The organism is Paenibacillus sp. Z6-24 (assembly GCF_054161335.1).
This window is the reverse complement of the sequence record NZ_CP096398.1, coordinates 448,422-464,158: the sequence shown is the minus strand read 5'-3', so window position 1 is coordinate 464,158 and position 15,737 is coordinate 448,422. Positions and strand designations below refer to the sequence as shown.

The 15,737-nt window shown below is 51.8% G+C and carries 15 protein-coding genes; 8 read left to right on the top strand and 7 right to left on the bottom strand.

Features of this window, described 5'->3' with window-relative positions:
- The first annotated feature begins 102 nt into the window (after positions 1-102).
- From M1D61_RS02025 to M1D61_RS02010, 4 genes are all read left to right on the top strand, one after another.
- Positions 103-2,358, top strand: a complete 2,256-nt coding sequence (locus M1D61_RS02025; protein WP_458120965.1) for a helix-turn-helix domain-containing protein — start codon at positions 103-105, stop codon at positions 2,356-2,358.
- Positions 2,359-2,916: 558 nt separating this feature from the next.
- Positions 2,917-3,948 (top strand): tripartite tricarboxylate transporter substrate binding protein, encoded by a 1,032-nt coding sequence (locus tag M1D61_RS02020; protein ID WP_458120964.1) that lies wholly within the window; start codon positions 2,917-2,919, stop codon positions 3,946-3,948.
- Between the two features lie 46 nt (positions 3,949-3,994).
- Complete coding sequence (gene kdgT / locus M1D61_RS02015; protein ID WP_458120963.1) at positions 3,995-5,020, top strand: 2-keto-3-deoxygluconate transporter; 1,026 nt, start codon at positions 3,995-3,997, stop codon at positions 5,018-5,020.
- 316 nt (positions 5,021-5,336) lie between these two features.
- Positions 5,337-6,071 (top strand): NPP1 family protein, encoded by a 735-nt coding sequence (locus M1D61_RS02010; RefSeq protein ID WP_458120962.1) that lies wholly within the window; start codon positions 5,337-5,339, stop codon positions 6,069-6,071.
- A gap of 119 nt (positions 6,072-6,190) precedes the next feature.
- Here M1D61_RS02010 and M1D61_RS02005 read toward each other — a convergent pair whose 3' ends face one another.
- From M1D61_RS02005 to M1D61_RS01995, 3 genes are all read right to left on the bottom strand, one after another.
- A complete protein-coding gene (locus M1D61_RS02005; protein WP_458120961.1) occupies positions 6,191-7,093 on the bottom strand; it encodes a DUF4179 domain-containing protein in 903 nt (300 codons plus the stop codon).
- Between the two features lie 169 nt (positions 7,094-7,262).
- Positions 7,263-8,471: a DUF4179 domain-containing protein gene (locus tag M1D61_RS02000; RefSeq protein WP_458120960.1), complete on the bottom strand. Its 1,209-nt coding sequence runs from the start codon at positions 8,469-8,471 to the stop codon at positions 7,263-7,265.
- Entirely contained in the window at positions 8,458-8,997 is a 540-nt protein-coding gene (locus tag M1D61_RS01995) for an RNA polymerase sigma factor (protein ID WP_046212706.1), read from the bottom strand. Before M1D61_RS01995 ends, M1D61_RS02000 begins: the two co-directional genes overlap by 14 nt.
- Positions 8,998-9,228: 231 nt before the next feature.
- Between M1D61_RS01995 and M1D61_RS01990 the strand changes: the two genes are divergently transcribed.
- Positions 9,229-9,486: a hypothetical protein gene (locus M1D61_RS01990; RefSeq protein WP_458120959.1), complete on the top strand. Its 258-nt coding sequence runs from the start codon at positions 9,229-9,231 to the stop codon at positions 9,484-9,486.
- A gap of 150 nt (positions 9,487-9,636) precedes the next feature.
- On the opposite strand, the gene cidR is transcribed toward M1D61_RS01990, so the two are convergent.
- Positions 9,637-10,524 carry a cidABC operon transcriptional activator CidR gene (gene cidR / locus M1D61_RS01985; protein WP_458120958.1) on the bottom strand — a complete coding sequence of 296 codons (888 nt, stop codon included), beginning with the start codon at positions 10,522-10,524 and terminating at the stop codon, positions 9,637-9,639.
- Between the two features lie 125 nt (positions 10,525-10,649).
- On the opposite strand from cidR, the gene M1D61_RS01980 reads away from it, so the two are divergent.
- The 3 genes from M1D61_RS01980 (at position 10,650) to M1D61_RS01970 (ending at position 12,556) form a co-directional block, all read left to right on the top strand.
- Complete coding sequence (locus tag M1D61_RS01980; protein WP_458120957.1) at positions 10,650-11,021, top strand: CidA/LrgA family protein; 372 nt, start codon at positions 10,650-10,652, stop codon at positions 11,019-11,021.
- Positions 11,018-11,698 carry a CidB/LrgB family autolysis modulator gene (locus M1D61_RS01975; protein WP_458120956.1) on the top strand — a complete coding sequence of 227 codons (681 nt, stop codon included), beginning with the start codon at positions 11,018-11,020 and terminating at the stop codon, positions 11,696-11,698. The genes M1D61_RS01980 and M1D61_RS01975 overlap by 4 nt, the downstream gene beginning before the upstream one ends.
- 378 nt (positions 11,699-12,076) lie before the next feature.
- Positions 12,077-12,556: an AbrB/MazE/SpoVT family DNA-binding domain-containing protein gene (locus tag M1D61_RS01970; protein WP_458120955.1), complete on the top strand. Its 480-nt coding sequence runs from the start codon at positions 12,077-12,079 to the stop codon at positions 12,554-12,556.
- Positions 12,557-12,735: 179 nt separating this feature from the next.
- On the opposite strand, the gene M1D61_RS01965 is transcribed toward M1D61_RS01970, so the two are convergent.
- From M1D61_RS01965 to M1D61_RS01955, 3 genes are all read right to left on the bottom strand, one after another.
- Positions 12,736-13,524, bottom strand: coding sequence for a DUF2087 domain-containing protein (locus M1D61_RS01965; protein WP_458120954.1), 789 nt, complete (start codon positions 13,522-13,524; stop codon positions 12,736-12,738).
- 230 nt (positions 13,525-13,754) lie between these two features.
- Complete coding sequence (locus M1D61_RS01960; protein WP_458120953.1) at positions 13,755-14,963, bottom strand: MFS transporter; 1,209 nt, start codon at positions 14,961-14,963, stop codon at positions 13,755-13,757.
- A gap of 1 nt (position 14,964) precedes the next feature.
- Positions 14,965-15,453 carry a DUF6530 family protein gene (locus M1D61_RS01955; RefSeq protein WP_458120952.1) on the bottom strand — a complete coding sequence of 163 codons (489 nt, stop codon included), beginning with the start codon at positions 15,451-15,453 and terminating at the stop codon, positions 14,965-14,967.
- Between the last annotated feature and the right edge of the window lie 284 nt (positions 15,454-15,737).

The following is a 15,737-nucleotide window of genomic DNA, read 5'->3' as shown; positions in this document are numbered from 1 at the left end:
TAAGCGTAATCTTAAAACAACAGGGAAGCATTTCCATACATATTACGGTATCGGTTTTTATTGAAATAACCGATGCCCTTAGGGAAGGATGAAGACTGCTGCATGTTCCGACTTCGACTAAAGTTCCTGCTGCAAAACAAACAGACGCGGCTTATTCTGCTGCTGACCCTCTGTCTGTCGCTGCTGATTACCGCTATTGGATTATTCTCATATTCCCGCTACCGCCAGGAACTGGACAGTGAGCTGAATACACCCAATATCGAGCTGCTGCAGATCAATCTGGATGTGACCAACCGTGCCTTCCGCGAATCGGACAACAAGGCGGTCGATGCTTCCTTTCAGCCGGATGTGCTGCAGTATATCCGGCTGGGTGAAGAGGCCAGCCCTGCACTGACAGCCACAATACAGCAGTATCTGCGTACCGCTGCCGCCGACCGGGAGATCCGGTCAATCGATTTGATCCGGTTCAGCGATCACAGCGTGATCTCCAGCGAATCCGGCTATAGCAGCTGGGACAAGGCACCCGACCGTACATGGACCGACTGGATTGAACAGGTACGCAGCAAGCCGTTGCTGATCGAGCGCAGATGGCAGGGCACCGATCCCGATCAGAGAGAAACCGAGCTATTGTCGCTGGCACGGCCCGTACTTACCGGCAACCAGGTCACAGGAGCGGTGCTGATCAATCTGGATTATGACCGGTTTTTCTCGAACTTTTATATTCATTTGTCCAGCTCGCAGTATGTATATGATCTGGATGGAAGACTCATTTATCCCAAGCTAAGCAGCTCTGTTCCGGCGGATGGCATGCAGCAGGTACTCGCAGAACTGGGTGTACAGCCGTATGCCTATGTGGAGTTGAACGGGCAGAGCTATATGGCAAACCAGACGTTCTCCGATGTGACCGGATGGCGGCTCGTCTCCCTCGTCCCGACCGAACAGCTGCTCAAAAATGTAAAGCTCGCCCGCAATATGATGCTGCTGCTCTCACTAATCTCCATCCTGATCGGCTGTGCAGCTATCTATTCCTACAGCTATGCGGCTTTTCGTCCGCTGCGCCGGATCAACCGATTGCTGCATCCCGAAGACCCGGACGGTTCCAGGCAGTCGCTGTATGATCTGGAACCGGTGATTCACAAGCTGGTCGGTGATTTTCACAGCAAGGCACTCGTCGCCGAGCGCAGCCTGCCGGAGCTGCAGACCAAGTATGTGCAGGATGTGCTGCACCGCAATATCGGGCCGCAGGAGATGCACAGCAAATGGGGACAGTATTTCCAAGATTGGCAGCCGGGTCCGTCAGTGATCCTAGTCCTCTCGATCGACCGCTATTCGGAATGGTCTGCCGCCTACTCCGAGTCCGACCGGATGCTGCTAAAGTATGCACTCAATAATATGATGGCCGAGATTCTGCAGCCGCACTGGCGGACGGTCGGGATTACCGGAGAACAGGACAGCTTTATCTGGATGGTACAGTCGCGTCTGGCACATGCCTCGGAAGAACGCCGAACGCAGCTGCAGCAGGATGTGCAGCGGATGATGACGATCGCCAGCGAACATCTGCGGCTGTCGCTGTCTGCCGGAATCGGTACGGAGATGCCGCATATCTCCGAGGCTCCAGCATCCCATCAGGAGGCAGCAGCGGCATTGTCCCGGCGTCTCTATCTGGGATATGGAGCGATCCACTGGCCGGACCATGAAGTCCATATGACGCAGGATGGACTGCCGGATGATAGCTGGCGGCGGGAACTGCTGCATGGTGTGGAGCAGGGGGACAGCGAGACTGCAATGGTCTGGCTGCACCGCTGGTGCGAAGAGGTGCGCGTACATCAGCCGTCCCCTTCCGCTGTCCGGCTGCTGATCCATCGGCTGCTGGAACAGCTCATGGATAACGCTGCCCGGCAGCATCTGTCTCTGCCCCCGGATATGGTCAATTACCATCATCATCTGTTATCCACGATGAATCTGGATGACATGGAACAATTGTGTGCCCGCACGATTACCCATCTGACCGGACAAATGGATATCCAGCGCAGCTCCCGCGAGCATCTGCTGGTGGAAGCGATCAAGCAGTACATGCAGCAGCATTTGAGTGAAAATATCGGTCTGCCGGATGTGGCCGAGCATGTGCAGCTGAGTGTGTCTTCGGTCAGTGCCCTGTTCAAGGAACAGACCGGCAGCACAGTCTATGATTATCTGACCCGCTTGCGGCTGGATCATGCCTGTGAACTGCTGCGTGACAGTAATCTGCGGATTGCCGATATTGCCGCCCAGGTCGGCTACCAGAACGAGAACAGCTTTATCCGGACCTTCCGCAAGCACAAATCGATCACCCCCGGCAAATATCGTGAGCAGGCCTGAAAAGGTCTGCTCCGGTTTGATCAGCGGCATGATATACATTCAGAGAAGCTGCCGCGAGGCAATATGCAGATCGGCCAGAACATATGCAGATCGTCGAAAGCCGCGCGGCTCCGGGATTTTTGCAGATGATAACGAAGATTAACCGATAGATGCTTCCCTTCATGGTGCGCTAGACTGAAGCTGTAACAGACGGCAAGATGGGCTCGCTGCTCTTGTCCGGATAGATCGGATGAAGTGGCAGCAGCCTGTTTATAACGGACCTGGCATACCGGACTTTTCCTAGCGATGATCGTTCGGTCAGCGGCTGACGATGCCGACGGTATACTGCCGCCTGTCCGATCCGTACAGCGCGCATGGAGGTGAGCAACCAATTCTGCATACAGGTTCGGTCGACTGATTGGACCGATTCAGGACTTTGTCCTTAAGAAGACGATACTGGAAATAATGAACAGAACGATGGAAGCAACCTCTGCTCCCTTACCATAAGCCTGTTCTGCGTATCCGCTTCCTGAATCGGCAATTAGAACACCGACCTGCAGCGAAGAGAGGGAGTTTGCCGTGACTACTGACAATCGCAGATGGCACCGCTGGAAAAAGTACAGCAGCCTCGCTGCCGGATTGATTGTTGTTGTTGGACTGGTTACTTTTTTTACCGGGCATTGGTCGGCTGTTCCGTTCTATGCCAAATCCGCGACCGATTATCCGTCCAAGCCGATTACGCTGGTCGTCCCTTATGCTGCCGGCGGCGGCACTGATATTACGGCACGCGCACTGGTCGAAGCTGCACAGCCGTATCTCAGCCAGCCCGTGACGGTCGTGAACCGTACCGGTGGCGGCGGCTCGATCGGCCTGATGGAAGGCGCCAATGCACGGGCAGACGGCTATACGGTCACCTATCTGGTCGCCGAGCTGACGACCCTGCCGCATATGGGTCTGCTGCCGATCACATATGAGCAGTTCAAGCCGATTATCCAGACCAATTACGATCCGTCTGCCATCACCGTGCGGGCGGATGCACCGTGGAAGACTGCCGAAGAATTTCTCGGCTACGCCCGTACCCATCCCGGTGAAGTGAGAATGGGCAATGCCGGTACAGGCAGCATCTGGCATCTCGCTGCAGCTTCGCTGGAGCAGGCCACCCATGTCACTTTCACCCATATTCCGTATGAAGGAGCAGGTCCCGCCGTATCCGCGTTGATGAGCGGATTTGTCGATGCTGTGCCGGTCAGTCCGGCCGAAGTGAAAACCTATGTCGATCAGGGCAAGCTGCGCGTGCTCGCCATCAATGGCAGCGAACGTTCACAGGCACTGCCGGATGTGCCTACCCTGCAGGAAGCAACCGGTTATACGATGAATTTCAGCGGTACATGGCGGGGGCTCGCCGTACCGGAAGATACACCCGATGAGATTGTCCAAATACTTGCCGATGCCTTCACCCGGGGCGCCGAGCAGCAGGAATTCAGACAGATGATGGCCGAACACGGACTCGGACTGCGTATCCGTGACAGCGAAGGCTTCCGCCAGCAGCTGCAGCAGAGTCATGATCTGTATGCTGAACTGATTCCCGAACTCGGGCTTAGCCGAAAATGAAAACGCTTCAGTGACAGGTCGGCAATCAGGAGAGGATTGGATTCTTATGAACATCAAGAAAACGATTGATAAAATACCGGGCGGCATGATGCTGGTGCCGCTGTTCATCGGTGCGCTGGTACACACCTTTACCCCGGGAGCAGGAGAGTATTTCGGTTCCTTTACCAAAGGACTGATGACCGGCACCGTGCCGATTCTCGCGGTATGGTTCTTCTGTATGGGCGCTTCAATTGACATACGCGCTACCGGTACCGTCCTGCGCAAGTCCGGTACCCTCGTACTTACCAAAATTGCCGTCGCCTGGGTCGTAGCGATGATCGCCGCCCAATTCCTGCCTGCCGGCGGCGTACAGACCGGATTCTTCGCCGGACTATCCGTGCTCGCGCTGATCGCGGCGATGGATATGACCAATGGCGGTCTGTATGCCTCGATTATGCAGCAGTACGGCACCAAGGAAGAAGCCGGTGCATTCGTGCTGATGTCGCTGGAATCCGGTCCCCTCGTCACGATGCTGATCCTCGGCAGTACCGGTCTGGCGGTATTCGAGCCGCATGCTTTTATCGGTGCAGTGCTTCCGTTCCTGGTAGGGTTCCTGCTCGGTAACCTGGATCATGATCTGCGCAGCTACTTTGGCAAAGCGACCCAGACGCTGATTCCCTTTTTCGGCTTTGCCCTTGGCTGTACGATTGACCTGAGTGTCATCGTTCAGACCGGTATGCTCGGCATCCTGCTCGGCGTTGCGGTAATCATCGTTACCGGTATTCCGCTCATCCTTGCCGACCGGTTTATCGGCGGCGGCAACGGTACCGCCGGTCTCGCTGCTTCCAGTACGGCAGGCGCAGCCGTAGCCAACCCGGTCATCGTCGCCAGCATGAAGCCCGAGTTCCTGCCGGCAGCACAGTCGGCTACCGCACTCGTCGCCGCTTCCGTAATCGTCACATCTATCCTCGTCCCGATCCTGACCGCTTACTGGGCCAAACATATGAACAAGAAGCGACAGGACAAACAGCCGCTCTCCAATCTGGAGGCGGATGGCGAGATGAAGCTGCGGAGTGCGAAGGGTAACCTGTAAATTATTCTTATAACAACGTATTAATACTATTAAGATTTGAGGATCATCGATCCGCTGGTTACTTCTATCTGCCAATCGGCCCGATATGGACCCGGATCGCCGTCTCCTTCCTGTTATCCAGAGAGCCTGCCTATCCAGCAGGCTCTTTTTGTAATGCATTGCCTCTGCTATCACTCTATTATTATCGTCATTCATGTTTTGCGTAAACTTCTGTAAACAACCTTAATTTGATATTTTCACATCCACATATTCATATAGACAGTTATTCTCCCAAACAGGATAATAATCCCTGGAAATAGAAATGGAGGGAATACATATGAAAAAAACATTTGGCAAAATTATCGTCACCGCTGCGCTGACAGCCTCCGCTTTCTCGGCAGTTATACCAGCACCATCAGCTCATGCAGCTGTGATCAATCATGATGCCGTCATCGGCTTCAGCGAAGTAACTCCGGTAAACGATTCCCAAAAAACGGCCAAAACTTTTCAGCCCTATCTGAAAGTATATAATGGCAGCGTGCCTTTCCCGGCTGTTGACGCCCAGGGCAATACCAGCGGCGGCCTGGAGCCAACCGGATCTCCCAACGGACAGAGCAGCAAAAGCCCAGGACAGGTGTATGTACGATCGGCATGGTATAACGGCTCATGGGCAGTAATGTACTCCTGGTACTTCCCCAAGGATGAAGCGTCGCCTGGCCTTGGGCATCGGCATGACTGGGAATGCATCGTCGTCTGGCTGGATAATCCGGCTGTCGCCACTCCCAAAATCCAGTCCATCGCCTATTCCCAGCACGGTGGTTTCAAGCAGGCCGCACCGAGCAGCAGCAATACCAGCGGCACCCATCCGCTGATCGGCTACCGGAGCGTCTGGCCGCTGAACCATGCACTGTACAGTGTCAGCGATATGGGCGGCACTCAGCCTCTGATCAGCTGGGAAGATATGACTCAGGCGGCACGTAATGCATTGAATACGACCGACTTTGGCAAAGCGAACGTTCCTTTCAAAGATGCCAACTTTACCGGTAATCTGCAGAAGGCATGGTATAAATAATTTCCTATCTTCCAGCGAAACAAAAAGAGTCTTTGCATATCGCAAAGACTCTTTTCTTCGTGGTTGGTATCCAACTTTTGCAGTTCTTCTTGTCACAGTGTGCTCTGACCCGTTATGAATCAAGGCTGTACTGGAATGGTAAAGTTCAACTCCGGCAGATAGACTTTTTTCCCGGTTTTGCTGTTGCCGTAGTAGGGCTTGAACTTCACCGTGTTGGCTCCCTGGGAGATCTCACCGCTCAGCAGGGACACACGGTAATGAATCGTCTTGCCGTCTGCGCCCAGTTCGCCGCCGCCGATACTTTTCCATATCTTGCCTTTGCTGTCGACTGCTTCAAAGCCCAGCCATTGATCATTACTACCCTTTGGCTGGTAGGCGGATGTCCATTCGGTACCGATCAGCATTGGAGAGTAATTGACCTGCTCCAAAGTAAGATTGTGCTGCTTGGTTGATTTGGTCTTGCCGTACTCCTTGACCGTTCCCTGACCCAGCTGCTCGGCAGTGATGGTATAGTCAAATGCCTGCGGCTTCTCCATGCTGCCCGTGATCAGGCGGATCTTCAATTCTTCGCCCGCAGGCAGAGAAGATAGCTGGATCGCACCGGTCTCAAATACGCCTGTCTTCAGTGAAGGACTGCCCATAGTCATTACGTCATTCAGCAGATTGCTGCCCTGATACGTCACGCTGTACAGCGCAGCCTGTTCCAGCGTCTTCAGTGAATCTCCTTTGTATTCGATATGCAGATGACCATCCACGAGAACGACACGGGTGAGGGTCAACGTCTGCTTGCCGTGGGTGACGCTCTGGTTGATTACTGGCGCTGCGGCGAGTGTACGAGCCTTGTTACTCTGGCCGGAGGAGGATTGTACCTTGGCTACGACAGGATGCTGTACGGGCGCTGCCTGTGCCTGCATGATATAACCGGAACTGAGCGTCACGCCTCCTACCATGGCTGCAGCTGCCAATCCCCATGCGCTGCGTTTCAGAATGTCTTTCATTGTATTTTTGTTGGATGTATTCATTATCATTGCCTCCTGTATCGTTGTTTTTGTGATGTTACAACCGTTAGATCATTCTCCTTCGGCAAAGGTTACCGGATACAGAAAAAACTTTTTTCTATCGTCTCCATTTGGTCTCTATATCGTCTGCATATGCATAAAAAAGCCGACCCATCGGGGTCGGCCTGGCAGCTTACTGGGTAGCCGGAATCGTGAAATTCAGTTCCGTCAAATATTTGTTTTGTCCGGTTGTCGCATCTTGATAATACGGCTTGATCGTAATGGTGCGGGCAGAAGGTGTAATCTCTCCATCCATAAAAGCTACCTGATAATGGATCCGATTATCGGCAGCATCCAGTTCGCCGCCGCCGATACTTTTCCATACATGTCCCTGATCATCTTCCGCTTCAAAACTAATCCACGGATCATTGATGCCAGCCGAAGACAATTCCACACTGACCATCAGCGGCGTATAAAGCACTTTATCCAGCTTCAGGGAGTGTCCGGTTTTGGATGCAGAGCGGGTATCCCCTACATTCAGCACTTTGCCCCGGCCGATCTGCTCGGCAGGAATCCAGAAATCAAATACAGGGTTATTGGAAGTATGGTCAGCATCGGCTGCAGTATTACTGCCAGGCGATCCGGTAGTAAGGCGGATCTCCACAGCGGTCTGGGCAGGAAAAGAATCCGGCAGATCCACTGCTTTGGCTTCAAACACACCGGTCTGTTTGACCGGGTTGCCAAACGTCATGACACTGTTGACGTGCCCCCTGCCTTCGTACCGGATCGAATCCAGCGATACCTTTTCCAGTACTTCCAGGCTGTTCGCCCGGTATTCAATCTGCATATCTCCATCGATGAGCGAAGCTCTCGTAATGGTGATCGTCTCATCGCCATGGGTCACACTCTGATTAATTTCCGGTGCGACCGCTGCCGGATTGGGCGCCGGCACATTCTCCGCCGGACTCTTCGGTGCAGATTCAGGCTGTATCCAGCTGCCCAGTACCGGTACATTGCCGAGCGACCAGCCGGAGCTGCCACCGAGTCCGGCGGCAAAGATCATCACTGCTGCCGCGGTTCCGATACCTGCATACCACCAGCGGCGGGCAGCAGTACGTCTTCCTGAATGCTGTCGGTTATGACGTTTGCCTTTGCCATGTGTGCCTGCTGCCGAATATCCTGTGCTTGGCTCCAGTTCAGCCGGTGTATGGCTCATGCTCTGCACAGCAGCAGGTTGATCCACATTCTCTTCTGCAGGCTGCTCCGGCTGTGCAGCTGGCATCTCCATCCCCTGTATGCGGGCATACGTCTGTTCCAGACGGGCACGGGATTGCTCGCTCAGCGGACGGTCCTGCTTTTGCTTTTCCTTATTCAGCATACGATCCAGCTCATCTGGTCTCATAATGTTGTCCCCTTCCCGGCTCATCGCTGAGCCAGTCCATTAATGTCTTGCGTGCCCGGTGCAGCCGGGTCTTCACGGCTTCCACCGACAATTCCAGTACATCCGCAATCTGCTGTACCGGCATATCCTGAAAATAATGCATGGCGATCACCAGCCGCTGTGGTTCCGGCAGCTGGTGCACCGCCTGCTGTACATCGATTCGCTCGTATTCATCGGTCTTCGCAGGCAGGCTGCTCCATTCATCCGTGACGACGACACGGGCGCCTTTGCGGGCGATATTATGACATTCATTGATCAAAATCCGGAAGATCCATGTCTCGAAATAATCCGGTTCACGCAAAGTGTGTATATTGCGAAATGCCTTGAGCATCGTCTCCTGTACCGCATCATCGCATTCATCGTCACTTCTCAGCATGGAGCGGGCCATCCGGTACAACGGCCTCTCCATTTCACGCATCAGCTGGATAAACGCATCCTTCTCCCCGTTACGGGCAGCGAGTACGTCTTCCTTACGGGCATATTTCATATGGGCTATCCTCTCTCGATCCGCCGCGAACCGGTATCACCTGGGATAGTCGGTTGTGGCAGGATTTTCTGTACGGTAGTCTGCTCGAATGGCAGCTTGAATACCGGTTAGACTGCCCACCCCGGCGAAAGGTTACCAGGAGCAGGTAAATAATTAAGCTGAAAATGGGTTACTTCTATAATAAGAGCTGCTGCTGCTCCTGCAATACATGTCATTCTTTCAGGAGGTTATATGGATTATGTTGAAATGATTCTGCTCGTTGTCTTTATTGTTGGTATTCTCATCATGGCATTCCAACGCATACGGCCAATATATTATTTCGTGTTCTTTCTGGCAATTTCAGCAGGTTTATTTATTTATCGTCTGTTCACTTATGATAATGTCTGGTCTGCTTTTTCGGATTCATTTGGCATTGTTTCCCTTATATTAGGCATAGCTGGTATTGCCTTCTGGGTACAGCATCGCCGGACAACTCGCCATAACGGTTAATACAAAAAGGATGCTCCTGTCTGTGCAGGTACATCCTTTTGTGTATTTATATTCATATCAGCACATAAGTGCATATTCATTCCACTACCATTTCAGGATGAAAAAGGCCAGGCCATCTTTGCTTGTACCCATACATATCTGCCTCGTCCTCTACCTGGTCTCCATCATCTCTCTTGTAAACCGCAGCCACTCCCTCGCTGCAAACGACAAATAACGCTCACGATGCCAGATCACGCCAAGATGCCAGGGAATCACCGGCTGGACATTCGAGATAATGTGTATATTCCGCGGATTGATCTGATTGCAGATCGTCTCCGGCAGCAGCGCAACACCAAGTCCGGCGCCGACCATTTCGCTGATCAGATCCCACTGAGAACTTTCATAGATGATACGCGGCTGGAATCCCACCCGGATACACGCCTCAATAATCCGCCCGTGCAGCGTAAAGTCCTCACGGAAAATAATAAAGAAATCCTCAGCCAGCTCGCTCATCTGCACTTCGGTCGCTCCAGCCAGACGGTGATTGTTTGGCACGATCAGATTCAGCTTCTCCTCGGTAAACGAGAAATATTCCAGTATATTCTCTGTCACCGGCAGCACGGTTACCCCGATATCGAGCGATCCGTTCACCACATCACTCTCCACCTTTTTGCCGCCGTCTTCGAACAGTTGGATCGTCACATTGGGATACATCTGGTGAAACCGGCCGATGATCTGCGGGAAAAAGCGTGACCCGATCATCGGCGGCAGCCCGATACGCAGATGACCGCTTTTGAGATTGCGCAGATCATCCAGCTGGGAAGACAGGCTCTGAAAGGACTTGACGATATTCTGCGCCTGCTGCTCAATCACCTTGCCTGCATCAGTCAGCTCAACCGAACGCCCGACCCGGTTAAACAGCGGTGCCCCCAGCTCCTCTTCCAGGGAACGGATCGTCTTGCTGATCGTCGGCTGGGTGATGAATAGGGCCTCCGCCGCCCGGGTGAAGCTTCCAAGCCGGGCCACTTCAATAAAATACTGCAAATGACGAATATCCATGCGCACACGCCTCCTATAGCCAAATGGAATACATTTCATGCCATATATGAATTTTACCTATGAAAGAAAGAGATGTAAACTTTCATATATAAGAAAAAGTTGCAAATGAAAGAAGGATCTCTTCTATGAAAAATATAGGGAAAGGCATTTTGCAGGTCGCTGTTCTGATGGCTTTCTCCGAACTGCTCAACTGGTTTGCGGACTGGCTGCATCTGCCGGTTCCCGGCAGTATTATCGGCATTGCACTGCTGTTCATCCTGCTGCAATCCGGAGTGATCAAGGTCGAATGGATCGACCTCGGAGCCAGCTGGCTGCTCGCCGAGCTGCTGCTGTTCTTTATCCCGTCTGCAGTCGGTGTGATGAATTACATCCCGATGCTGGAGCAGGACGGTGTCCGCATTATTACTATTGTTATCTGCAGTACCATTCTCGTTATGGTCAGCTCGGGACTGCTGGCCGCCATTATGTCCAGACGAAAGGAGCGTCACGCCAAATGAATTCCATCCTGTTTTTGCTTGCTACACTGATCGTCTATATGGGAGCCAAAAAGCTGTACCGGCGTTTTCCGCGGGTCTATCTGTCCCCGCTGCTGACGACTCCGCTCGTACTGGTCATTGTTTTGCTGAGTATGCATGTACCATATACGCACTACAACGAAGGCGGACAATGGCTGTCCCGTCTGCTGCAGCCGGCGACTATTGCTTTTGCCGTACCGCTGTACAAAAATCTCAAAACCCTGCGCAAGCATGCGGTTGAGATTGTAGCGAGCGTACTGTTCGGTTCGATCGTTGCGGTCAGCTCGTCCGCACTGCTGGCCCATTTGATGCACCTGAATCATGACCTGATGGGCAGCATTATTCCGCGCTCCATCACTACGCCAATTGCGATGAACGTATCCCAGGCGATTGGCGGCGTACCGACCATTACCGCCATCTTTGTAATCATTACCGGATTGATTGGCAGTATGATCGGACCTTATATCGTCAAATGGCTGCGGATTGACGGCGAGATTGCGCGCGGTATTCTGTTCGGTACCGCCGCACATGGAACCGGTACTTCCAAAGCGTTTGAGCTGAGCTCACTCACCGGTACCATTTCCAGCATTTCGATGATATTGTCTGCATTATTTACACTGGCTGCCACTCCGATTCTGGCATTGATTATGCTGCCCTGAGCAAGGGCGGCTTTTTTTGTATACCACATACACAATGTGATGCCGAATTGACTGATTCCTAAGAATTATCCTTCTTATTATACGTAATCATGTATATTTATACTAAATTAGAAAACATAAGCTTCTAACCCACAACTGCTATTTATGTCCAAAATTAGCAAGTAAAATTTGAAATTATTAGGAGGTATTGCCGGAAACATCGCAAATTCCTCATTTTTCCTCTTTCTTTACGCGCATATATTTGGACTTTTTCGGTTATACTTATACATATCCATTTGCCAAAGATGAATTTGGTGCCCATATTGTTGTATATTTATATAAAGGATCTTACAGACTGATTCTATTACATTCAAACTGAACAAGCGGAGGACCTTTATTATGAAAAAAACCGGTATGGTACGTCAATTGGATAGTCTGGGACGAATTGTGATTCCCAAAGAAATACGGGATACGATGGAAATTGGCATTAGCGATCCGATGGAATTTTTTATTACGGAGAAGGAAATCATTTTCCGCAAACACAAAGGCATCCAGTGCATTTTCTGCGGCAGCTTCGATGATCTTGTGTATTACAAGGACCAATTCATCTGCGGCGGCTGTGCAGACCAAATGGGCGACGAGTCCATGCATACACCGCTGGACGAGATGACCGAGCCGCCTGCTTCCCAGCACAATCTCCATTCATCTCTGCGCAAATCGCGCAACAAACGGGGAGAGATGATGAACAAGGTGGAAGCCGCCATGCAGGAAAATCCCGGCGCCACCCAGAATGAACTGGCGCGTATTCTCGGTATCTCCCAGAGCCGGGTCTGCCAGATTCAAAAAGAACTGCGTGCCGGCCATCATCAAGAACACTGATGATCCGGCATCTGTCGGCAGCTTTACTTCGGCAAAAAACGGATTGAAAAGCGTCAACCCTCTTTTATCTGCATGAAAGAGGGTTGACGCTTTTACATGAATATGAGAATCGGATTCGGCATTAATGGTTTTTTCGCCGTTATTATGGACAGATACAGCATACTGCCGCAGTGCTAATCTTACTGCTTGACCCAGTATTCGCTGCCGTCTTCCTTGCGGTCCATATATCCGTATTCGATCAAATAGCGGCGCAGGGTGACATAGTCGGAGTAAGCCTGCTCCAGCAGCTCGTTTACCTGCTTTTCCGTATAGGTACGGCCGGGTTCGAACCTTTTCATCAGATGGCGCAGAATGACGATTTTCCGTTTCTCCCGGCGCGGGAAATCGGTCAGCGGTCCATCCGGTCCTTCCGGAAAATACTGCTGAAGCAGCGAGTCATTCTCCTGCTCGGTAATCGCATACCGTTCATCCAGCATCGTTGCCGTCCGGTGAATCGGTATAAAAGGCGACGGGTCCTGCTGCTGCTGTTCCATCAGCTCCATGATCGCCAGGAAGATTCTCGCCTGCTTGGCTTTCTCCCGCAGTGCGAAACGATGATTGCGGATCGTCGACTTGCTGCTGCCTGCCTCTGCAACAATCTCCGTATCACTCTGACCTTCGTAAAAAGCCTCCACCAGACTGCTCTGCAGCTCGGTCAGACCGGTCCATTTCTTGTCCAGTGTCAGCAAGTAGTGGAACATGGACCCATGCTGGCGACGGATATGCATCTGCATATACCGCTCCGCTTCGTAAAAGCAGCCGTCCTCGGCATAGATCTGCCCTTTCTCAAATATCTGACCGTCGATCAGGCACACAAAACCGCCAAACGGCCCGGCCTGCGCATCTTCCACATACCCTCTTTTTAATTCGTCCAGCGAAGCTTCCCAGAAGCGCTCCGATAATTCCTTGTCCTTTTTCACTTTGTTCATCTGTTTGTTCCTTTCTACTGCCCTCTATTACCTATCCATGATATCCAACAAATGGAGAATTCATCTATTTATTTCTTAGACATTATATAAATACGTACAACGATATTCAATCCCCCTTTTCTATCAAACGCATGAATGTGCAAGGGCATTCTCGGCTGCCTGTTCATTGCCTCTACCTGCCAAATCCCCATCCATGCCGGTCTCTGCCGATGGGAGATTCGGGCGCCTCCTCAGGCTGCTCTCTTCTCCTCATCGGATTGTGTAGTGCGAAGAACGAACGGCAGCAGCACGAGTGCCCCTATAACAATCAGACCGCCGCTGAACAAATATACCGAAAAGAGAGAAAACGATTCCTTGAAATAGCCGGAGATCAGCATGCCTGTGACCATCGTACCCATAAAGACCGGCATCATCGTACCGGTTACCCGCCCGATAAAAGCAGTCTCTGTATTCCGTATCATCAGCGTCTGAATGCCACCCTGGATGCATGGATAAAAGAACCCGCTGATCGCCAGCAGCGCAAATGTCAGAATCATTTGCCGGGAAGCTCCAATCCCTGCTGTACAGACTGCACTCACCAGTAGGCCGACGATCAGCATCAGGTGCGGCTGCATCTTACGAGCCAGACCGGTAATGATAATACCGCCCGCCAGCATGGCTGCTCCATTGACCATCAGAAACCACTGCAAAAAGGATTTGTCCAATCCAAGCTGCTCAATAACCAGAAAAATCTGCAGCGGCTGCGTGAGTCCCGAAGCAAGGCCAACCGCTGCAAAAGTCAGACTCAGCGTACGGAGCGAACGACTGGAGCGGATATAATGCAGTCCGTCTCTCAGTTCATGCCTGAATCCCTGCTTGTCTGACTGCTCCACCTGCTGCTGATCTCGCGGAAGCCCCAGCAGAATACAGGAGGAGCCAAGAAACAGCAGCGCGGTTACGATCAGCGTTACATCAATTCCAAACCGGATAAAAATAAATGTACCGACAGCCGGTCCCAGAATGGTAAATATGGCAATCAGCGACTGGGACAGCGACATCACCGCCTGCAGCTGTGCTTCGGGCACATGCCGCTTGTACAGCTTCATCGCGGAAGGCTGGGATAACTGGGACAGGCTCGCAGAGATAAATGATCCGACGAGAAGCATGACCCACCCGCCTTGGAGTACGAGCAGCCATACAGCGACTACGGATAAGGCAGACAGCAGATCGCTCCAGACCATGGTACGTCTCGGCTGCCAGCGATCCGCCAGCGTCCCGCCAATCAGGGCAAATAGAAAAATCGGTGCAAATTCAGCGACCGAAATCAAAGAGACATCTATCGGATTGTTGCCGGTCGTCTCTGTGACATACAGCAGTACTCCATAATTGCGAATCCAGATCCCCAGCTGCAGCAGCAGCCGGGACAAAATAATAGTGCGGACATAGCGATTGGCTAACATATCAATACCCCATCTCTTCAAGAAGCCGGGCGAGAATCCGCAAACGCTCCCCGATGAGATATCCGTTCTCTTCCAGAGCACGCTGGAAATCCTGTATGTCCCCGTCAATCCCGCTGCTATCCGTACAGATTCCTACCGACAGTGCCGCTCCCTGCAAAGGAATACGGTCGAACACCGGATGCTCCGGGTCATACAGCTGCTCCTGTCTGTATGCTTCCTGAAAATAATCAAGCGACCGGCAGATCAGAATGGATGCATCCAGAATCCGGTGAATCGGCCACTCCGATAAAGGCCCCTCCTTCTGTTCTGTGACATCACGCCATAGCTGCGCCACAATATCCGCCCTGCCGTCCATGCATCCTGTCTGCAGACCAAGCGATAGCTGCTCTACCTCATGCTGACCAGCCAGCTGTCCATCCACCTGGTCATAATTAGCCGACAGAATGACCGGTCTGTGCCTTGAATCCTTCATCTCATTGATATCCTTCATATTGCTCTCCTCCCTAACGCTGCATACGACAATAAATCCAAACACAATTGTCATTCGTCTATTTATTAAATAGATTAATAAATTATAATCTATTTTATATTAGACATTATATTCAACGATCTACCAATTTACAAGACAAAACAAAAAAATACCCAACCACAGCGTTTACGTCTGTGATCGGGTATTGGGAGTTGTGAAGATTTATAAAGAAACGATAGGAAGATTCGCAAAGCTTAGTCCTTCCGGATATAAAGGTCTACATTATGTTTGCAAATGTTTTGGAC